This is a genomic window from Pantoea sp. YU22 (assembly GCF_003970755.1).
Taxonomy (GTDB): Bacteria; Pseudomonadota; Gammaproteobacteria; order Enterobacterales; family Enterobacteriaceae; genus Pantoea; species Pantoea piersonii.
In genome coordinates, this window is the sequence record NZ_RYDU01000001.1 from 569,373 (window position 1) to 588,450 (window position 19,078).

General features: G+C 59.2%; 19 protein-coding genes. 8 read left to right on the top strand and 11 right to left on the bottom strand.

Annotated elements, in window-relative coordinates; all coding sequences use genetic code 11:
* Nucleotides 1-116 precede the first annotated feature (116 nt).
* On the top strand, nt 117-1,025 hold the full coding sequence (locus EKL29_RS02730; protein WP_126688796.1) for a bestrophin family protein: 909 nt from the start codon (nt 117-119) through the stop codon (nt 1,023-1,025).
* 93 nt (nt 1,026-1,118) lie between these two features.
* Here EKL29_RS02730 and EKL29_RS02735 read toward each other — a convergent pair whose 3' ends face one another.
* Nucleotides 1,119-2,192 (bottom strand): porin, encoded by a 1,074-nt coding sequence (locus tag EKL29_RS02735; RefSeq protein ID WP_269949110.1) that lies wholly within the window; start codon nt 2,190-2,192, stop codon nt 1,119-1,121.
* A gap of 492 nt (nt 2,193-2,684) precedes the next feature.
* Nucleotides 2,685-2,915: a hypothetical protein gene (locus EKL29_RS02740; protein WP_126688797.1), complete on the bottom strand. Its 231-nt coding sequence runs from the start codon at nt 2,913-2,915 to the stop codon at nt 2,685-2,687.
* A gap of 196 nt (nt 2,916-3,111) precedes the next feature.
* On the opposite strand from EKL29_RS02740, the gene EKL29_RS02745 reads away from it, so the two are divergent.
* The 6 genes from EKL29_RS02745 (at nt 3,112) to spy (ending at nt 9,948) form a co-directional block, all read left to right on the top strand.
* Complete coding sequence (locus EKL29_RS02745) at nt 3,112-4,332, top strand: aspartate aminotransferase family protein (RefSeq protein ID WP_120452336.1); 1,221 nt, start codon at nt 3,112-3,114, stop codon at nt 4,330-4,332.
* Nucleotides 4,329-5,360 (top strand): arginine N-succinyltransferase, encoded by a 1,032-nt coding sequence (gene astA / locus EKL29_RS02750; protein ID WP_120452337.1) that lies wholly within the window; start codon nt 4,329-4,331, stop codon nt 5,358-5,360. Before EKL29_RS02745 ends, astA begins: the two co-directional genes overlap by 4 nt.
* A complete protein-coding gene (gene astD / locus EKL29_RS02755) occupies nt 5,357-6,823 on the top strand; it encodes a succinylglutamate-semialdehyde dehydrogenase (protein ID WP_120452339.1) in 1,467 nt (488 codons plus the stop codon). The genes astA and astD overlap by 4 nt, the downstream gene beginning before the upstream one ends.
* Nucleotides 6,823-8,148, top strand: a complete 1,326-nt coding sequence (astB, locus tag EKL29_RS02760; protein ID WP_126688966.1) for an N-succinylarginine dihydrolase — start codon at nt 6,823-6,825, stop codon at nt 8,146-8,148. The genes astD and astB overlap by 1 nt, the downstream gene beginning before the upstream one ends.
* A gap of 36 nt (nt 8,149-8,184) precedes the next feature.
* On the top strand, nt 8,185-9,183 hold the full coding sequence (astE, locus tag EKL29_RS02765) for a succinylglutamate desuccinylase (RefSeq protein ID WP_126688798.1): 999 nt from the start codon (nt 8,185-8,187) through the stop codon (nt 9,181-9,183).
* 276 nt (nt 9,184-9,459) lie between these two features.
* Nucleotides 9,460-9,948, top strand: a complete 489-nt coding sequence (spy, locus tag EKL29_RS02770) for an ATP-independent periplasmic protein-refolding chaperone Spy (protein ID WP_126688799.1) — start codon at nt 9,460-9,462, stop codon at nt 9,946-9,948.
* A gap of 76 nt (nt 9,949-10,024) precedes the next feature.
* Here spy and cho read toward each other — a convergent pair whose 3' ends face one another.
* From cho to EKL29_RS02790, 4 genes are all read right to left on the bottom strand, one after another.
* Entirely contained in the window at nt 10,025-10,885 is an 861-nt protein-coding gene (gene cho, locus EKL29_RS02775) for an excinuclease Cho (RefSeq protein WP_120452345.1), read from the bottom strand.
* Nucleotides 10,886-11,008: 123 nt separating this feature from the next.
* Nucleotides 11,009-11,833, bottom strand: coding sequence for an ammonia-dependent NAD(+) synthetase (nadE, locus tag EKL29_RS02780; protein ID WP_120452347.1), 825 nt, complete (start codon nt 11,831-11,833; stop codon nt 11,009-11,011).
* A gap of 126 nt (nt 11,834-11,959) precedes the next feature.
* Nucleotides 11,960-13,153, bottom strand: coding sequence for a multidrug effflux MFS transporter (locus EKL29_RS02785; RefSeq protein WP_126688800.1), 1,194 nt, complete (start codon nt 13,151-13,153; stop codon nt 11,960-11,962).
* A complete protein-coding gene (locus EKL29_RS02790; protein ID WP_120452350.1) occupies nt 13,150-13,737 on the bottom strand; it encodes a TetR/AcrR family transcriptional regulator in 588 nt (195 codons plus the stop codon). The genes EKL29_RS02785 and EKL29_RS02790 overlap by 4 nt, the downstream gene beginning before the upstream one ends.
* A 192-nt stretch (nt 13,738-13,929) precedes the next feature.
* Here EKL29_RS02790 and osmE point away from each other — a divergent pair, with 192 nt between their 5' ends.
* Complete coding sequence (osmE, locus tag EKL29_RS02795; protein ID WP_126688801.1) at nt 13,930-14,265, top strand: osmotically-inducible lipoprotein OsmE; 336 nt, start codon at nt 13,930-13,932, stop codon at nt 14,263-14,265.
* A gap of 95 nt (nt 14,266-14,360) precedes the next feature.
* Here the strand turns inward: osmE and EKL29_RS02800 are convergent, their stop codons facing one another.
* From EKL29_RS02800 to kduI, 5 genes are all read right to left on the bottom strand, one after another.
* Complete coding sequence (locus tag EKL29_RS02800) at nt 14,361-14,744, bottom strand: DUF6515 family protein (protein ID WP_081137281.1); 384 nt, start codon at nt 14,742-14,744, stop codon at nt 14,361-14,363.
* A 195-nt stretch (nt 14,745-14,939) separates the two neighbouring features.
* On the bottom strand, nt 14,940-16,331 hold the full coding sequence (locus EKL29_RS02805; RefSeq protein ID WP_126688802.1) for an L-cystine transporter: 1,392 nt from the start codon (nt 16,329-16,331) through the stop codon (nt 14,940-14,942).
* Nucleotides 16,332-16,486: 155 nt separating this feature from the next.
* The gene (locus EKL29_RS02810; protein ID WP_126688803.1) at nt 16,487-17,077 is read right to left on the bottom strand and encodes a metal-dependent hydrolase; all 591 of its coding nucleotides are present in this window, start codon (nt 17,075-17,077) and stop codon (nt 16,487-16,489) included.
* 196 nt (nt 17,078-17,273) lie between these two features.
* Entirely contained in the window at nt 17,274-18,035 is a 762-nt protein-coding gene (gene kduD / locus EKL29_RS02815; protein WP_120452357.1) for a 2-dehydro-3-deoxy-D-gluconate 5-dehydrogenase KduD, read from the bottom strand.
* 16 nt (nt 18,036-18,051) lie between these two features.
* Nucleotides 18,052-18,888, bottom strand: coding sequence for a 5-dehydro-4-deoxy-D-glucuronate isomerase (kduI, locus tag EKL29_RS02820; RefSeq protein WP_120452358.1), 837 nt, complete (start codon nt 18,886-18,888; stop codon nt 18,052-18,054).
* Nucleotides 18,889-19,078: the final 190 nt, after the last annotated feature.

Consider the following 19,078-nt stretch of genomic DNA (forward strand, 5'->3'; position numbering starts at 1 on the left):
AAATCGCGACGCGCTGGCCTGGGGCGATAAATTGTGACAATTGTCACAATTTATCGCTGGTAAGGCGGGCGGGAAAGTCGCAGAATCGCCGCAAAATCCCTTTTCACCTGCACATCATGATCGTTCGTCCCCATCGCCATTGGTTCGTTCGTTTGTTCGCCTGGCACGGCTCAGTGCTGCCCGATATTTCGTTTCGCTTGTTTCTCAATTTGCTGATGTCGCTGCTCGCGCTCTGGCTGCTCAACTGGTACGAGACGCTCGGCATCCGGCTGACGCTGGCGCCGTTTAGCCTGCTTGGCGTCTCAATTGCCGTGTTTCTCGGCTTTCGCAACAGCGTCTGCTTTGCGCGCTTCAGCGAGGCGCGCCATTTTTTCGGCGCGCTGCTGATCGCCTGCCGCACGCTACAGCGTCAGGTGCTGGCGCTCTTTCCTGACGAGGCGCCGCGTATCCAGGCGCTGCTGCTGGCGTTCTGCTACAGCCTGAAGCACCAGCTGCGCCGCAGCGATCCGCGCCCCGATCTGGAGCGTCTGCTGGGCGAGGATGCCGAATGGGTGCTGTCGCGCCGCTCGCCGACCAATATGCTGCACCTTCAGCTGTCGCACTGGCTGGCGGAGCAGCGTCGTCAGGGCAAAATCAGCGACCTGGTATGGAGCAATATTGACGAAAGCCTGAATCAGCTGGCGGCGGTGCTCGGCGGCTGCGAGCGGCTGGCTAGTATGCCGGTGCCTTTCGCCTATGGCCTGCTGCTGCACCGCACCGTCTATCTCTTCTGCACGCTGCTGCCGTTCGCGCTGGCGCCCGATCTGCACGCGATGACGCCGCTGGTGTCGATGTTCATCTCCTATACCTTTCTGTCGCTGGACACGCTGGCGGAAGAGCTGGAGATGCCCTTTGGCTATCAGAACAACCATCTGCCGATGGACGCTATCTGCGCCAATATTGAAATAAGCCTGCGAGAAATGGCGGGTGAAGAGGAGACGCTGCCGACGCCGCTGCGGCCGGACGTACACTATCGCCTGACCTGAAGGCGGCTTTTACGTCTGCATTAGCCCTGGCAAAAAGCGCTTGTACGACGCGCGCCCGGTTAACAGAAACCGGGCGCAGCGTGGGGAAGGTTATCAGAACTGGTAGATCAGGCCGACGGCGGTGATATCGTCGGTCTTCAGTCCCAGCGGATTGTTCTCCTTCAGCAGGTTGATCTTGTACTCCACGTAGGCAGACATGTTTTTGTTGAAGTAGTAAGTCGTGCCCACCGAGACATATTTGAAGATATCGGCGTCGCCGATGTTCTCAATCTCTTTGCCCTTCGAGGAGACGTAGCCTACTGACGGGCGCAGGCCGTTCAGGAACTGATACTGCGCGACGGCTTCAACGTTCTGCGCTTTGTTGGCAAAGCCGCCGCTGATCGGCGTGGCGTTCAGCGTCTCGCCATACATCGCCGCCAGATAGATCTGGTTAGCGTCATATTTCACCGCTGTCGCCCAGTTTTGCGCTTTATCACCCTCACCGCGCGCCGCCGCGTTCTGCGCCTCGGTGCGGTCCAGACTGGCGAATGCGCCGGTAAAGCTCAGGCCGAAATCGAAATCGTAGCTGGCGGAAAGGGCGTAGCCGTCGCCGTTGGAGCGGCGCACGCCGTCGGTATTGGCGGCGCGATCGTTTTTGCCTTCATACTGCGCGGCCAGGCTGAGGCCTTTAACCAGACCAAAGAAATCTTTGTTGCGCCAGGTCAGCACGCCAGTTGAGCGGCCCGCCAGGAAAGCATCGGTGTAACCTGAATCCCCGCCGAAGAAGGGCAGCATATCGGTATAGGCCAGCGCGTCGTAGACCAGCCCGTAGTTACGGCCGTAGTCCAGCGATCCGGCATTGCCGAATTTCAGACCGGCATAGCCAAGACGGGTTCGGTTCCCGGCCTGCGCGTCGCTGCCTTCTGAGTTGCGCAGGCTGTACTGATACTGCCAGAAACCATAGCCGGTCAGTCGATCGGTAATTTTAGTTTCGCCTTTGAACCCGAGGCGGGTGTAGGAAGAGGTATCGCCATCGTTAGTGCTGTCACTGGAAAAGAGATGCGAGACGTTTATTTTTCCCACCAGGTCGAGCTTGTTGCCATCTTTATTATAAATTTCCGCTGCCTGAACGGCAGATATTCCAAGCAGAGACGACACGACTGTCGCCGCTAAAGCACGCTTCATCATTTATTTTTACCCTGTCACTGTTTGTTATTATTCCCCGCTATCTGGGGCGAAGGAAAAATGACATAAAAGGGTGGGGCGACATAGTGCAATAACTGTAAGTAAATATTTCAATGAATTTCCTCGCCCATGCATTGCCTGGTTATTAACCTTTTCTGTATGGCGTAAATTTATATCTGACAAAGGAAAAAAGAATTATGAATTAATATCTGTATGATTTTAATGTCTTTTTGTGTGGGGTGAATGGTTTCTGTAAAGCGATTAGGCTATTTCTATTTCCCCGGCTAATCCCATGTGGACATCAAGCTTTACTGAAAAAAAGCAATGGAATTTATTGAGGTTAAATACCTAATCATTAGTTTGCTTACAAATAGCCTGGTCATCATATTATCTTATTTCTGCACTGATAATAACGTCAGAAATAATAATGACGATGCTCATTATTTATTCCCCCATTCCTGAAAGATAAATAGTCCGCTTTTCCACCAGAGGGTTTTATTTGTTCAGACGCGCTGTTGTTATTCCGTTTCGCAGAAAACGTAACGGCTGCTTTCCTTCCCGATTTTTTGCCCACCAGTGAAGCAACATGCGCCTCTCTGGTGCAGGTTTTGCCCGAATTTGAACATAAAAGTCAGGGGCGATCACAAAAGCAATATTTACTCTGGCAACTGCATAAATCTGCTGCGGATTCTGCGGCGCAGGCGCGCTTCGGTCAAAATTATTCACTATTTATTCACTTAAAATGAATAGTTGATGTTTATAAGTTATTGATATTACGTCGTGACAACTGTTTTATGCATTTTTTTCTCTGGCTGGCACGCATGCTGCAATCTAGAGTAGGCTGCGTTTACCCAACTTTCACAAATTTAAAACATTCGCTTTACTCACCGGCGCGCCGGGCGGGAAAGCAGGAGAAACAGTTATGTCACTGCAGGTTTCGCGTCACGATTTCGATCAATGGATGGTGCCGGTCTATGCGCCCGCGAGCTTTGTACCGGTCCGCGCATCGGGTTCGACACTCTGGGATCAGAGCGGCAAAGAGTATATCGACTTTGCCGGCGGCATTGCGGTTAACGCGCTGGGTCATGCGCATCCGGCGCTGCAGCAGGCGCTGACCGAGCAGGCGTCGCGCCTGTGGCATACCGGTAACGGCTTCACCAATGAGCCGATTTTGCGCCTGGCGAAGCAGCTGATCGACGCCACCTTCGCTGACCGCGTTTTCTTCTGTAACTCCGGCGCCGAAGCCAACGAGGCTGCGCTGAAGCTGGCGCGTAAAACGGCGCACGATCGTTTCGGCGCGCATAAAAGCGGCATCGTTGCCTTTAATAACGCTTTTCACGGCCGTACGCTGTTTACCGTTTCCGCTGGCGGCCAGCCCGCCTATTCAAAAGATTTCGCGCCGCTGCCGCCCGATATTCGCCATACGCCTTTTAACGATCTGGAGGCCGCGGCGCAACAGATTGACGACAATACCTGTGCGGTGATTGTGGAACCGATTCAGGGCGAGGGCGGCGTACTGCCCGCCGATCCCGCCTTTTTACGCGGTTTGCGCGAGCTGTGCGATAAACATCAGGCGCTGCTGATTTTTGATGAGGTGCAGAGCGGCGTAGGCCGCACCGGTTCGCTCTACGCCTATATGCACTACGGCGTAACGCCGGACGTCCTCACCACCGCCAAGGCGCTGGGCGGCGGTTTTCCTGTCGGCGCGATGCTGACGCGCGAAGACCTGGCGCAGGTGATGAGCGTCGGCACGCACGGCACCACCTACGGCGGCAATCCGCTGGCGGGCGCGGTGGCGGGCAAGGCGCTGGAGCTGATCAACCAGCCCGAGACGCTGGCGGGCGTGAAGGAACGCCATCAGTGGATCGTCGACGCGCTGGAGGAGATCAACCAGCGGCTGCATCTGTTTAAAGAGGTGCGCGGCCTGGGCCTGCTGATTGGCGCGGTGCTGAATGAGGATTATGCCGGTAAAGCGAAACAGTTCAATCTGGCGGCCGCCGAGCAGGGCGTGATGGTGCTGATCGCCGGCGCTAACGTGGTGCGCTTCGCGCCCGCGCTGAATATCAGCGAACAGGAAGTGAAAACCGGCATGGCGCGCTTTGCCGTCGCCTGTGAACACCTGGCGCGAGGATCGACATCATGATGGTGATCCGCCCTGTTGAACATGACGATCTGGCGCAGCTGCTGACGCTGGCGGGTAAAACCGGCGGCGGGCTGACATCGCTGCCCGTCGACAGCCCGACCTTACAGGCGCGCATTGAGCGATCGCTGCAAACCTGGCAGGGCACGCTGCCGCGCGCCGAACAGGGCTACGTCTTTGTACTGGCGGACAGCGAAGACAACCGTGCCGTGGGCATTTGCGCCATTGAGGTGGCGGTCGGACTTCAGGAGCCCTGGTATAACTTTCGCGTCGGCACGCAGGTGCACGCCTCGAAAGAGCTTAACGTCTATGCGGCGCTGCCGACGCTGTCGCTGAGCAATGACCATACCGGCAGCAGCGAACTCTGCACGCTGTTTCTTGACCCTGACTACCGCGACGGCAAAAACGGCTACCTGCTGTCGAAATCGCGCTTTCTGTTTATGGCCAACTTTCGCCATCTGTTTATGGATCGCGTGGTGGCGGAGATGCGCGGGGTCAGCGACGAAGAGGGGCATTCGCCCTTCTGGGAAAGTGTCGGCAGCCGCTTCTTCTCTATGGAGTTTCGCAAGGCTGACTTCCTCAGCGGCACCGGACAAAAGGCGTTTATCGCCGAGCTGATGCCGAAGCATCCGCTCTATATCGACTACCTGTCGCCGGAAGCGAAAGCGGTTATCGGTCAGGTGCATGAGAAGACCGCGCCCGCGCGCGCGGTGCTTGAGGCGGAGGGGTTCCGCTACCGCAACTATATCGACATTTTCGACGGCGGCCCGACGCTGGAGTGCGAGATCGACGACATCCGCGCCATCCGCAAAAGCCATGTGCGCAGCGCCGTGCTCGGCGAGCCGGACGACCATGCGCCGCTTTGCCTGGTGGCGAATCTGGACTATCACCATTTTCGCGTCGCGCTGCTGCCTGCACGTATCGAGCAGCACGACGTCGTACTTAATGAGAATCAGCTCAGGGCATTGCACGTTCAGCCAGGCGACAGCCTGCGCGTGGTGACGCTGAGCGGCGAGGAGAAAAAAGCATGACGCAAATGATTAACGGCGACTGGCTGCCGGGCCGCGGCGACACCTTAAGTAAAATCGATCCGGTCTTCGGCGAGACCCTGTGGCAGGGCGAGTCCGCGACTGCGGAGCAGATCGCGCAGGCCGCCGCCGCCGCCCGCGAAGCCTTTCCCGGCTGGGCGCGTCGGCCTTTCGCCGAGCGTCAGGCGATAGCTGAACGTTTCGCCGCGCTGCTGGAGAGCCACAAAACCGAACTGGCGGAAACCATCGCCGCCGAAACCGGCAAGCCGCGCTGGGAGGCGCTGACCGAAGTGCAGGCGATGATCAATAAAGTCGCTATCTCGGTAAAAGCCTTTCACACGCGCACTGGCGAACAGCACGAGGGCGAAAGTTCGCTGCGCCATCGTCCGCACGGCGTGCTGGCGGTCTTCGGTCCTTATAACTTCCCCGGTCATCTGCCCAACGGCCATATTGTGCCAGCGCTGCTGGCGGGCAACTGCGTGCTGTTTAAGCCGAGCGAGCTGACGCCGCTGACGGCGGAGAAGACCGTACGCCTCTGGCTAGAGGCGGGACTGCCGCGCGGCGTGCTGGCGCTGCTGCAGGGCGCGCGCGAAACCGGCCAGGCGCTGGCGGCTGAAGCGCAGATCGACGGCGTGCTCTTTACCGGCAGCGCGGGAACCGGCTATCAGTTGCATCGCCAGTTCGCCGGTCAGCCGGAAAAAATGCTGGCGCTGGAGATGGGCGGCAACAACGCGCTGATCGTTGAAGATCCGGCTGATATCGACGCGGCGGTGCATATCGCCGTTCAGTCCGCCTTTATTACCGCCGGGCAGCGCTGCACCTGCGCACGTCGCCTGCTGGTGAAGCGCGGCGCGGCGGGTGACGCTTTCTTACAGCGTCTGGTAGAGGTGAGCGCGCGGCTGCAGCCCGGCGCGTGGAACGCCGACCCGCAGCCCTTTATGGGAAGCGCTATCTCCGTCGGCGCGGCGGAAAAAATCTATCAGGCCTGGCAGCAGCGCGTCGCGCTGGGCGGCAAGCCGCTGCTGGAAATGCGCTGGCCGCAGCGCGGCAATGCGCTGCTGACGCCCGGCATTATCGATGTCACGCAGGTCAGCGGCCTGCCGGATGAAGAGGTCTTCGGGCCGCTGCTTAATGTTATCCGCTATGACAGCTTCGATGAGGCGATCCGCCTCGCCAACGACACGCGCTATGGCCTCTCATGCGGCCTTATTTCGCCGTCGCGCGCGCAGTTCGATCAGCTGCTGCTGGAGGCGCGCGCCGGGATCGTTAACTGGAACAAGCCTCTGACCGGTGCCGCGAGCAGCGCGCCTTTTGGCGGCATCGGCGCGTCCGGCAATCATCGCGCCAGCGCCTGGTATGCGGCGGATTACTGCGCCTGGCCGATGGCGTCGCTGGAGACACCTGACCTGACGCTGCCTGCCGCGCTCTCGCCGGGACTCGATTTCTCTGTGGGCGAGGGGCGATGATGAAAGCGATTGAAGCGAACTTCGACGGGCTGGTCGGCCTGACGCACCACTATGCCGGATTATCGTTCGGCAATGAGGCTTCGACGCGCAACCAGCATCAGCCGTCAAATCCGCGCCTGGCGGCGAAGCAGGGGCTGCTGAAGATGAAGGCGCTGGCGGACCGCGGCTTTGTGCAGGGCGTGATCCCGCCGCACGAGCGGCCAAACCTGCCGCTGCTGCGCCAGCTCGGCTACAGCGGCAGCGACGAGCAGGTGCTGGCGCAGGCGGCGAAAACTTCCCCTGGCCTGTTGTCGGCGGTCAGCTCCGCCTCGGCGATGTGGGTCGCCAACGCGGCGACGGTGTCGCCCTCGGCTGACAGCGCCGACGGACGCGTACACTTCACCGCGGCAAACCTGAATAATAAATTCCATCGCGCGATGGAATCGCCGCAAACCGCCCGATTGCTGCGTGCTATCTTCCGCGATCCGCAGCATTTCGCCGTCCACGACGCGCTGCCGCAGGTGGCGCTGTTCGGCGACGAAGGGGCAGCGAACCATAACCGCCTCGGCGCGGCGTATGGTGAACGCAGCCTGCAGCTGTTTGTCTATGGACGCGACGATAACGGCGGCAGCGCGCCGGGGCGCTACCCTGCGCGCCAGACGCTGCAGGCGAGTCAGGCGGTGGCCAGGCTGCATCAGCTTGCTGACAGCCAGGTGCTGTTTGCGCAGCAGAACCCGCAGGTGATCGATCAGGGCGTGTTTCATAATGACGTTATCGCGGTGAGCAACCGCGAGGTCCTGTTCTGCCATCAGCAGGCGTTTGTCGACCAGCCTGCGCTGCTGGCGACGCTGGCGCGCCGCGTACCCGGCTTTACCGCTATCGAGGTGCCCGACAGTCGCGTGTCCGTGGCGGACGCGGTCAGTACCTATCTCTTCAACAGCCAGCTGCTGAGCCGCGACGACGGCTCCATGCTGCTGGTGCTGCCTGAAGAGTCGCGCCAGCATCCCGGCGTCTGGCGCTATCTTAGCGAACTGGTGGAGCAGGGCGGCCCGGTGCGCGAGCTGGTCAGTTTCGATCTGCGTGAAAGCATGCAAAACGGCGGTGGCCCGGCCTGTCTGCGCCTGCGCGTGGTGCTGACGCCGCAGGAGCAGCAGGCGCTCAATCCGGCGGTGATAATGAACGACAGCCTGTTCGCCACGCTCAATCGCTGGGTGGATCGCCACTATCGCGATCGCCTGACGCAGGCGGATCTGGCTGATCCGCAGCTGTTAAGAGAGGGGCGCGAAGCGCTGGACGAACTGACGCGACTGCTGGACTTAGGCAGCGTTTATGCCTTCCAGCTGTAGCGGAAACGGCTCTTTTTCTCGCAGACAGGAGTAGCAATGCAGGATTTTCTTCAGCAAACGCTGTCGGGCGACGCTCCGCAACGTCAGCGCGGCGAAACCCCTTATTTACGCTGGCAGTGGCTCGATCACGGTATTTTACAGCTTGAGCCGCTGGGCGAACCGCAGCAGGCGCTGGTGCTGTCGGCAGGCATTCACGGCAATGAGACCGCGCCGGTAGAGATACTGAATACGCTTATCGGCGCGCTGCTGCGCGGCGAAATGCAGCTGCGGCATCGCGTACTGGCGATCCTCGGTAATCCGGCCGCCCTGCGTGCCGGCAAGCGCTATTTGCGTCATGATGTTAATCGCCTGTTCGGCGGCCGCTGGCAGCGCATCGACGACTGTGACGAGGCGCGACGCGCGCTGCGTCTGGAACAGGCGACGGAAGCCTTCTGGCTGCAGGAGACCAGAGAGGTTCAGCCGCGCTGGCATCTTGATCTGCATACGGCCATTCGCGGCTCCTGGCATACACGCTTTGGCGTGCTGCCGCTTAATCCGCAGCCCTGGCCGGATAATTTTATCGACTGGCTGACAGCGGCAGGGCTGGAAGCGCTGGTCTTCCACACTGCGCCGGGCGGTACTTTCACCCATTTCAGCTGTGCAAACTTTAATGCTGCCAGCTGTACGCTGGAGCTGGGTAAAGCCCTGCCGTTCGGCACCAACGACCTGACGCAGTTCGCTGCCGCGCAGCAGGCGCTGGCGGCGCTGCTGAGCGGCGAGCCGCTGCCGGAAGCGCAGGAGGCGCCGCGCCGCTATCGGGTGGTGCAGCAGATTACCCGCCTCAGCGAGCAGTTCCGGCTGCACATGGACGCGGAAACGCGTAACTTCACTGCGTTTCCGCAGGGCGCGCTGCTGGCCGAGGATGGTGAGACGCGCTACTTTGTGCAGCAGGCGCGCGAATATGTGCTGTTCCCCAATCCCGGCGTGGCGCTCGGGCTGCGCGCCGGCCTGATGCTGGTGGAAGAGAATGCGCAGACCGAGGCGCTGTCGCGCTGACGAAATAAAGGCGGCAGGGCGTGGGATTTTCCTTCCGCTTTGCTGCCAGAACCCTTACACTCCTCCATAATTCCTGCCAAATCCGCTTTGAATTCATACTCTTTTGCAATTCTTCACTTAATTCTTCTCATTCTCTCCATGATTGCGCGATTTTTGTCTTTTATGCTTTCACGGCTTTACTCACTCTCTGAGTAGTTGACATTCAGCAGCGTAATCTTGTTCTCGAAGACGCGACAGGCTGCTGTCGTTATTAACTGAATGATAAGGACAACTATTATGCGTAAACTGACTTCCCTGATTCTGGCGTCTACTCTGGCTTTCGGTGCGGCAAGCGTGGTACATGCCGCAGCTGACAACCTGACGCCGCCGCCGGCCGGTAGCGAAAAGCCCATGCATAAGCCGCCGATGCCGCACGGGATGAACATGATGTTCAAAGATCTCAATCTGACCGAGGCGCAGAAAAAACAGATCCATGAGATCCTGAAAGAGAGCCACAAAGACTTTAAACGTCCGTCGCTGGAAGAGCGTCGCGCCGGTCACGCCATTATCGCTTCTGACACCTTCGACCGTGCGAAAGCGGAAGCGCAGGCAGAGAAAATGACCGCAGACGCGAAAGAGCGCGCGGTGGCGATGATGGAAACGCAGAACAAACTCTATAACGTGCTCACGCCGGAGCAGAAAAAGCAGTACAACGCTAATTTTGAGAAGCGTCTGACAGAGAAAGGCCCGCACGACGATAAAATGGCACCACCGCCGGCTGAATAATCAGGCTGAATTAAGGCAGTGAGACCGCCTGTGTTGTCCAGATAAGCAAAATGCTGGGCAGCGCAGGCGGTTTTTTTTATAAGGGTTCGACAGGATAGTGGCCGGAAAGCAGCGGCCGACACAAGATTTTATAGCCGTCATGGTCAAAGCCGCTCGGCGCCCGTTTTAGCTGGCGCGCCTCCTCCATATCGTTGACCGATCCCAGATAGAACCAGTGATCGATAACGTGGATCTGCGTCATCAGCTTCCCTTCCTCTATCAGCGCCACCGGGCCTTGCCACGGCCAGCAGATCACCCGTACGCTCTCCAGCGCCTCCACCAGGCGCGCCTGATGTTCGCTTAGCGTCTCGCGGCCGCAACAGGCGCCTGCGCAGCGGCGCAGGGCGGCGCGGAAGCAGGCGCGGTTGGCGCTCAGCTTTTCCAGCCCCAGCAGCCCGTGACAGAGCTGATGCTCGTCAGCAAGAAACTTAAGCGTCTCCAGCGCCTTATGGCGGCTGCGGTAGAGGCCGAACAGATCGGGCGAGTGGGAAAAGTCGACGTCGCGCGCGGACACCACTTCAGGCTTGCCGTCGGCGATGCGGATCGAACAGAGCTGGCGATTCTTACGCAGGCGCTTATTAAAAAGCGGCTGCTGCGTCTTGATCATCTGCGCTTCCAGCAGCAGCGCGCCGAGATCGCCAGCGGTCGGGATCCAGCTGACGCGCCGCGCCTGACGCAGCATGCGCGCCTCTTCCGGCGTACGGAAATGAGACATCACGCGCGATCGCAGGTTGATGCTTTTCCCGATATAGAGCGGCAGCGTTTCGCTGTCACCGTGGAAGGTATAGACGCCCGGCTGATTCGGTAAACCTTCCAGCCATTCGCGCAGATGTTCGGGATATTCGTAGATGGCAGCCGCATCGAACTCGAGGCGGTGCGTGGCGGCACGTCGAACCAAGACAGACTCCTGTAACTGTGTATTCATACAGCATATCAGTCTGTTCAGGCTTTCGCCAGCGGGTTAATGAGTGAACACAACGGCAGGAAAAATTCCCCCTGCCGGAGAGCAGGGGAAAAGAGGTTATTTCCAGAAGTCATCGAATACCGTAATCGGCGGACGACGCTTGTGCTCGGTCTTCGTATACCAGTTTTCAATGATTTTCGCCGTTTCCGGCGCGACGCTTTTGCCTTCCAGGTAGTCGTCAATCATCTCGTAAGTCACGCCGAGCGCGACTTCATCTTCAAGGCCGGGACGATCGTCTTCCAGGTCCGCCGTCGGGCGTTTCAGGTAGAGATGTTCCGGGCAGCCCAGCGTTTTCAGCAGCAGTTTGCCCTGACGTTTGTTAAGGCGGAACAGTGGGTTAATATCCGTGCCGCCGTCGCCATACTTGGTGAAGAAGCCGGTCACCGCCTCCGCCGCATGGTCGGTACCCACCACCACGCCCTGCGTCATACCGGCGATGCTGTACTGCGCTTTCATACGCTCGCGCGCTTTTTCATTGCCGCGCACAAAGTCGGAAAGCTCGATGCCCGCTTCCCGCAGCGCGCGTTCGCTGGCCAGCACCGACTCTTTGATATTTACCACCAGCGAGCGATCCGGCTGGATAAACGCCAGCGCGTCCTGGCAATCCTGCTCATCCGACTGCACGCCGTAGGGCAGGCGCACGGCGATAAAGGCGTAGGCCTTGTCGCCGGTCTCTTCGCGCAGTTCGCTGATCGCCATCTGCGACAGCTTGCCCGCCAGCGTTGAGTCCTGACCGCCGCTGATGCCCAGCACCAGGGTCTTCAGAAACGGGTGGCGTTTCAGATAGCTTTTGAGGAAATCAACGCTGCGGCGAATTTCCTGCTGCGCGTCGATAACCGGGTTAACGCCGAGTGCTGTAATGATTTCCTGCTGCAGTGACATGCATTTCTCCTCAAGACGGTGGCCTGTTGGCCCGTGCGAACCATCCATTAAAGCTAACGTGCATCGCTGAAAACAACAAGCCAAAGCGCCAGTTGTTTCCAGTTAAGTGTTGCGATATCAGGCAGTTTATGTTCGCGGCGCGGGCTTCTGCGCCAGGAAAATAAACATCAGAATCGCCAGCATAAAGCAGCCGAAGATGGTGCCGGTCATGCTGAGCAGCGAGGTGCCGCCAAGGCCGGTAATGGGGACTGAAATGGCGCCGAGCGAGAACATGCAGACGCCAATCACCGCCGAGGCGCTGCCGGCGCGATGGCCCTGGCTCTGCATCGCCAGCGACGAGGCGGTGGTGGCGATCACCCCGTTGCTCGCGATAGTGAAGAAAAGCGCCACCAGCACCAGCGGCAGCGGCGCGGCGGTAATGCCCGCCAGCAGCAGCAGGCTGGAGGCGACGAACGCCAGCGTCAGGCCGCCCTTCAGCACGCGATACTCACCCCAGAGCGGGCAAAGACGCGCGCTGGTCTGCGAGGCGATCACCAGGCCGATGCCGTTCGCCGCAAAACAGAAGCTGAACGCCTGCGGCGACAGACCATAAATCTGCTGCAGCACGAACGGCGAGGCGCCGATATAGGCGAACATGCCCGACATCATAAACGCCTGCGTCAGGCAGAAGCCCATAAAAGGACGATGGACGATAACCTGGCCCAGCGCCGCCCAGGCGGAAAACACCGAGCCCTGGCTACGGCGTTCCGGGGGCAGGGTTTCGTGCAGCTTCCAGCGCGCCAGCAGGATAAGCAGCAGCGCCGTCGCGCCCAGCACCACAAAGATGCCGCGCCAGTTAAGCACCGTCATCAGCACGCCGCCGAGCACCGGCGCGCCGATCGGCGCCAGCCCGTTCACCAGCATCAGCAAGGCAAAGAAACGCGTCAGCTCATGTCCGCTGTACATATCCCGCGCCACCGCGCGCGACAGCACCGCGCCGCCTGCGCCCGCCAGGCCTTCAAACAGGCGCGCCAGCAGCAGCTGGTGGATATCCTGCGCCAGTGCGCAGCCAATCGAGGCAACAAACAGCAGCACCAGCGAAAGCGTCAGCGGCCGCAGGCGGCCGAACTTATCGCTCATCGGCCCGAACAGCAGCTGTCCGGCCCCCAGGCCGAGCAGACCGGCAGTAAGGCTGAGCTGCGCCGTCGCGGTTGATGTCTGGAGATCCCGGGCCAGTTCAGGCAGCGCGGGAAGGTAGAGATCGATGCAGAGCGGGCCGAGCGCCGCCAGCAGGCCCAGCGTTATGGCATAGACCAGTCGGTTATTATGTGCAGGTGTCATTTGTCCTCTGAGGGCTTTACTAAGTCGTGGATCATCTTTTTGTAGAGGGTATGGAGCAGCTCCGCTGACGCTTTCTGCGTCGTCAGTCGGCGAAAAGCGGTGCCTTCTACCAGCACCGCCAGCACTTCGACGCAGGCGGCGCGCTGCGTCTCGCTGAGATGCGGATAGTCTGCGCGCATTTTTTCACAGGCGTTGTGAAACAGTCGCGCCTCGGCATGTTGCAGGATATCGCTGACGCGCGGATTGCGGCTCGCCTCGGCGGCAACTTCCAGCATCAGCATCTCATCCTCTTCGTTCAGGGTTTCGCGGCGGGCGATCAGATCGGCGAGATGGCTGGCGTCGGTCTGCTCACTCATCGCCGCCACGCGGCCATCGACGATGCGTTTTACCATCTCTTCGATCAGCGCGTCTTTACTGGGGAAATAGCGGTAGATTTGCCCGACGCTCAGGCTGGCGGCGCTGGCGAGCTGCGCCATGCTGGCACCGTGAAAGCCGGACTGGCGGAAACAGCGCCGCGCCGCCGCGATGATCTCATCCTGGCGCGTGCGATGCCGCGCATCGCGCGCTTCACGCTGTTTGTTCATCCTGCCTCCTGAAACAAGTTTTGAGAGTGTTTATTCTCGCGCTGGATTATACGAGGCGATCGCGATAAGAACAGCTTTTTTACGCTAACCTGACGTTTCAGACTCACCTTAAAAATGCGCCATAAAGTTGATTAATCTGCATTTCTGTTCCAGGCTTAAGCTTACATGGACAATACAACGAGGAACAACAAGATGAAAAAAGCAATGGGATGTATCGCTGCGGCGCTGGCGCTGGTCGCACTGTCTGGTTGTACGGCTTACGATCGTGCTGAGAGCTACGTGAGCAAGCCAGTAGTTAAGGATGTGAAAAAAGGCATGACGCGCGATCAGGTTCGCCAGATTGCCGGTCCGGCTTCAACTGAGATCACCATGGTTCACGCGCGCGGCACCTGTCAGACCTATGTGCTGGGCGAGCGCGACGGTAAACAGCAGACCTATTTCGTCAGCTACAACGACACCGGTCGCGTCATGAACTACGGCTTCCAGAGCTGTAAAGAGTACGATACCGATCCGCAGGCTGCCCAGTAAGCTGCGCAAGAGCGGTAGAGAATAGCAAACGGCCCGTCAGTGACGGGCCGTTTTTCATTGGCTGACTTAGTGCCAGAAGCTGCCCGGGCGAACGGTTACAGCCCGGCGGGACGCGGCACCTCAATATACTCGCCATTAATATCGCGCTGATAGTAATGCCCCTCCTGGACGTAGAAGCGTCGTCCGTTAAAGTCGAGTACGCGCATCGCACTGCCCGGTTCGGCTGGCGGCTGCACCACCACATAGTTCTCGCCCTGACGCTGATAGTAGGCGCCGTTGAGCATATAGTAGGTCAGGCCGCCGATCAGCACCGCGGTAGCCGCTTCAGGCAGGAAGCGCAGCGGGCCGGGACCACCCCAGCCGCGACCAGGGCCGCCCCAGTGGGGACCCGGACCTGGGCCCCAACCGCCGGGGTGAGCAGAGACAATGGCTGGCGACAACAGCGTTAACGCCAGCAGTGAGGCGATAACTTTTTTCATGGGTTTTCTCCTGCGATAACTGACTGAAGCATTCTCCTTTTCCGCCGCGAAAACAAGCGCAGAGGCGCGACTTTTTCCTCTCTTTACCACGCTTAACGCTTTCTTAACGACGTCGCCATAAAGCCAGCGGATTGTGAAGCGCAGACATAAAAAAACCGGGCGCAATGGCCCGGTTTACGGCGACAGAAAAGGTGATTAACGGTGCGCCAGCTCCGCGTGCTCCTCGCTCTCCAGCACCGCTTTATCGGTCAGACCGAGCCAGCGGCTGGTAAGGGAACCGGCGGTCATCGAACCGTTAACGTTAAGCGCGGTACGGCCCATATCGATCAGCGGTTCAATAGAGATGAGCAGGGCGACCAGCGTCACCGGCAGGCCCATCGCAGGCAGTACGATCAGCGCGGCGAAAGTCGCGCCGCCGCCTACGCCCGCCACGCCAGCGGAACTGAGCGTAACGATGCCTACCAGCGTGGCGATCCAGACCGGATCGAACGGGTTAATGCCTACGGTCGGGGCAACCATCACCGCCAGCATGGTCGGATAGAGTCCTGCGCAGCCGTTCTGACCAATAGTCGCACCGAAAGAGGCGGAGAAGCTGGCGATCGATTCCGGCACGCCCAGACGACGCGTCTGGGTTTCCACGTTAAGCGGAATGCTCGCGGCGCTGGAACGGCTGGTAAAGGCGAAGGTGATAACCGGCCAGACCTTGCGGAAGAAGCGCAGCGGATTAATACCGTTTACCGACAGCAGCAGCGCGTGCACGCCGAACATAATCGCCAGGCCCAGATAAGAGGCGACGACAAAACCGCCCAGCTTGATAATGTCCTGCAGGTTCGACCCGGCGACCACTTTAGTCATCAGCGCCAGCACGCCGTAAGGCGTCAGCTTCATAATCAGACGCACCAGCTTCATTACCCAGGATTGCAGGGTATCTATCGCCACCAGCACGCGCTGGCCTTTGGCTTCGTCATCTTTCAGCAGCTGCAGCGCCGCAACGCCGAGGAAGGCGGCGAAAATCACTACGCTGATAATCGAGGTCGGGCTGGCGCCGGTCAGATCGGCAAACGGATTTTTCGGCACAAACGAGAGCAGCAGCTGAGGGACGGTCAGATCCGCCACTTTGCCCGCGTAGTTGCTCTGTATCGCAGCGAGGCGCGCGCTCTCCTGCGCGCCCTGCACCAGGCCTTCAGCGCTGAGGTGGAACAGGCCGGTAACCAGTACGCCGACCAGTGCGGAGATGGCGGTGGTGAACAGCAGCACGCCAATCGTCAGCAGGCTGATTTTGCCCAGCGACGAGGCATTATGCAGACGCGCGACGGCGCTGAGGATCGAGGCGAACACCAGCGGCATCACGATCATCTGCAGTAGCTGTACGTAGCCGTTGCCCACGATATTAAACCAGTTGATAGAGGTTTTCAGCACCTCGCTCTGCTGGCCGTAGATGGTTTGCAGCGCCAGGCCGAACAGTACGCCGATCACCAGACCGACCAGCACCTTTTTCGACAGGCTCCAGCTTTGACGGCCGAGGCGCGACAGCAGCAGCAGCAGCGCGACGAAGGCCGCGAGATTAAGAATCAGAGGTAGATCCATGTTGGCTCCCGAGAGAGGCGCCCGACGACAGCTGTGGTGTCGGGGCGCCAGATAATGTTATGCACGAATTAAGTGCCGGTATGTTAACAGTTACCTGGGGTGCCAACTTATATCCAAATGGAATGGCTTATAACCAGACAGCGCTTTCTGCTGGTTTAATGCGCTTTTTGTGTAGAAATCAAGCGGGAAACGCCATTTTGTAGCGTATCGAAGAGCTGTGAAGGCCAGCCGTTCGCACCAAAAGAGGGCGAGCCGGGTGGAAACCAGAGCGCATAGCCAACCAGCGCCAGGCAAAGCGTACGCTCCAGCTGGTTACCTTTCTGGCTTCTGAGGATAGGCAGGCGGAAGCGCCAGCGGCACGGCCACAGCAGCGGCACTCCGGCGGGGGTTAGCATATCCGCCACGATATGGCTGAGATAGCCCAGCGTCATACCTTGCAGCACGTCGGCAGGCAGCAGCCAGTCTTCGGGGACGTTAATCTGGAACAGCCACAGGCTGGCGGCCACCGCCAGCAGGCTGTGCGTGAATCCCCGGTGACCAAAGGCGCGTGCGATAGGATGCGACAACCACTTTAAGCGCTGGCCAAGCAGGGATTTGGGATGATCGATATCGGGCAGCAGGCAGGTGAGCAGCGAGGCGGAAATAAGGTGCCACCAGTCGGCCTGCGCCAGCACAGGCGTCAGCTCTGCGCGCTTGGCAAAAATAGCGGTGGCAATAGCGAAAATTACGTGGCCTTCGCCCGTCATGATAAAACCTGGCTGCAAACTGTCGATGCATCCAGTATAGGGATTTATCCAGTGAATGAGAAGTTGTGACGCTGTAACGAAGCGTGAATTTTTTTAGCGAAACGGCGGCGCCAGACCTGCCGTTTCGCCACAGATAGCCTTTCAGGGCGAGAAGTGCCGAAGGGCTACTTTTCTCGCCTGGCGCGCATCACAGCGCTTAACGCGCCAGCCAGCCGCCGTCGACGGCCAGCGTATAGCCATTCACATAATCCGACGCCGAAGAGGCCAGGAAAACAACCGGACCCATCATATCTTCCGGCAGTCCCCAACGCTCGGCCGGGATGCGCCCGAGAATTTCTGCGCTGCGGCCCTCGTCGCTGCGCAGCTGCTCGGTGTTGTTGGTCGCCATGTAACCCGGCGCGATGGCGTTAACGTTAATGCCGTGTTTCGCCCATTCGTTCGCCATCAGTCGCGTCAGCCCCATCACCGCGCTTTTCGACGCTGTGTATGAGGGAACCCGAATGCCGCCCTGAAAAGAGAGCATCGAGGCGATATTGATGATTTTACCGCCCTGGCCCTGGGCGATGAAATGACGCGCCACCTGCTGCGACAAAAAGAAGACGCTCTTGGTGTTGATGTTCATCACATCGTCCCAGTCCTGCTCGCTGAAGCTAAGCGCGTCTTCGCGGCGGATAATTCCGGCGTTATTGACCAGAATGTCAATTTTGCCCGCGGCGGCGATCGCTTGCTCCACGACGCGCGGCACCTGCTCGGTACGGATAAGATCCGCCTGCAGGGACCAGAAGCGGCGGCCAAGTGCTTCGACGCGCTGCTGCGTTTCTGCTGGCTCTTCGCGATTGACGCCGACGATATCGCAACCGGCCTGCGCCAGGCCCAGCGCCATGCCCTGGCCAAGCCCGGTATTGCAACCGGTGACCAGCGCGATTTTACCTTCCAGATTAAATGCGTTGAGTATCATGAGAGCGCCTCCTTTTTTAGCGCAGATCGCGGATTTTGACATGATCCATGTCGTCGAATACCTGATTCTCGCCGACCATGCCCCAGATAAAGGTGTAGCGTTCGGTGCCGACGCCGGCATGAATCGACCAACTGGGCGAAATGACCGCCTGCTCGTTGTGCACCAGCAGATGACGCGTCTCCTGCGGCTGACCCATCATGTGAAATACCGCGCTTTCCGGGTTCATATCGAAATAGAAATAGACTTCCATACGGCGCTCGTGCGTGTGACACGGCATGGTATTCCACAGGTTGCCTTCATCCAGGCGGGTCAGCCCCATGGTGAGCTGGCAGGTCGGCAGCACGTCCGGCACCAGATATTTATTGATGGTGCGGCGGTTGGAGGTCGCCGCATCGCCGAGCGTGGTGCGTACCGCCTCCTCTTTACCCACTTTCTTATCGGGAAAGCGGCTGTGCGCGGGCGCGCTGTTGAAATAGAACTTCGCCGGGTGAGCCGCATCGCTGCTGCGAAAGCTCAGCGACTGGGCACCTTTGCCGACATAGAGCGCTTCTTCCGTGCCGATCTCCCAGACTTTGCCGTCCACCTCAATGGTACCCGGACCGCCGATATTGATGACGCCCAGTTCGCGGCGCTCCAGAAAATAGCTTACGCCCAGCTGTTTGCCCATCTCGTTGCCGAAGGAGACGCTGGCGGCGACCGGCATTACGCCGCCGACAATAATGCGATCGATATGGCTGTAGGTCAGGGTGTAGCGGTCAGCTTCGAAGATGTTTTCGATTAAGAACTCGCGGCGTAGCGCGGCGGTGTCGAGCTGTCTGGCATGCTCGCTGTGAATGCTTTGTCGAACGTCCATTCTGATCCCCTCTGGCGAAAAAGGCATACGTGCCCCGCAGGGCGTCTGAGGGCATCTTAGGAGGAGTGGAAGATCAATTCAATAAAAATGAAACGTTGTTTTATTTTTTGAGAAGGGGATCATACCGTAAACAAAACCCGCCAGCGGCGGGTCGGGTCTGATAAAAGGCGCAATCAGAGGTGCACGCGCG

Bases quoted from the DNA above. Each gene is read 5' to 3' on its own strand.
- astB (WP_126688966.1), top strand. From the start codon at position 6,823: ATGAAAGCGATTGAAGCGAACTTCGACGGGCTGGTCGGCCTGACGCAC.
- EKL29_RS02730 (WP_126688796.1), top strand. From the start codon at position 117: ATGATCGTTCGTCCCCATCGCCATTGGTTCGTTCGTTTGTTCGCCTGG.
- kduI (WP_120452358.1), bottom strand. From the start codon at position 18,888: ATGGACGTTCGACAAAGCATTCACAGCGAGCATGCCAGACAGCTCGAC.
- astA (WP_120452337.1), top strand. From the start codon at position 4,329: ATGATGGTGATCCGCCCTGTTGAACATGACGATCTGGCGCAGCTGCTG.
- EKL29_RS02785 (WP_126688800.1), bottom strand. From the start codon at position 13,153: ATGACACCTGCACATAATAACCGACTGGTCTATGCCATAACGCTGGGC.
- EKL29_RS02810 (WP_126688803.1), bottom strand. From the start codon at position 17,077: ATGACGGGCGAAGGCCACGTAATTTTCGCTATTGCCACCGCTATTTTT.
- kduD (WP_120452357.1), bottom strand. From the start codon at position 18,035: ATGATACTCAACGCATTTAATCTGGAAGGTAAAATCGCGCTGGTCACC.
- osmE (WP_126688801.1), top strand. From the start codon at position 13,930: ATGAAAAAAGCAATGGGATGTATCGCTGCGGCGCTGGCGCTGGTCGCA.
- EKL29_RS02805 (WP_126688802.1), bottom strand. From the start codon at position 16,331: ATGGATCTACCTCTGATTCTTAATCTCGCGGCCTTCGTCGCGCTGCTG.
- EKL29_RS02735 (WP_269949110.1), bottom strand. From the start codon at position 2,192: ATGATGAAGCGTGCTTTAGCGGCGACAGTCGTGTCGTCTCTGCTTGGA.
- EKL29_RS02745 (WP_120452336.1), top strand. From the start codon at position 3,112: ATGTCACTGCAGGTTTCGCGTCACGATTTCGATCAATGGATGGTGCCG.
- EKL29_RS02800 (WP_081137281.1), bottom strand. From the start codon at position 14,744: ATGAAAAAAGTTATCGCCTCACTGCTGGCGTTAACGCTGTTGTCGCCA.
- nadE (WP_120452347.1), bottom strand. From the start codon at position 11,833: ATGTCACTGCAGCAGGAAATCATTACAGCACTCGGCGTTAACCCGGTT.
- astE (WP_126688798.1), top strand. From the start codon at position 8,185: ATGCAGGATTTTCTTCAGCAAACGCTGTCGGGCGACGCTCCGCAACGT.
- EKL29_RS02790 (WP_120452350.1), bottom strand. From the start codon at position 13,737: ATGAACAAACAGCGTGAAGCGCGCGATGCGCGGCATCGCACGCGCCAG.
- spy (WP_126688799.1), top strand. From the start codon at position 9,460: ATGCGTAAACTGACTTCCCTGATTCTGGCGTCTACTCTGGCTTTCGGT.
- astD (WP_120452339.1), top strand. From the start codon at position 5,357: ATGACGCAAATGATTAACGGCGACTGGCTGCCGGGCCGCGGCGACACC.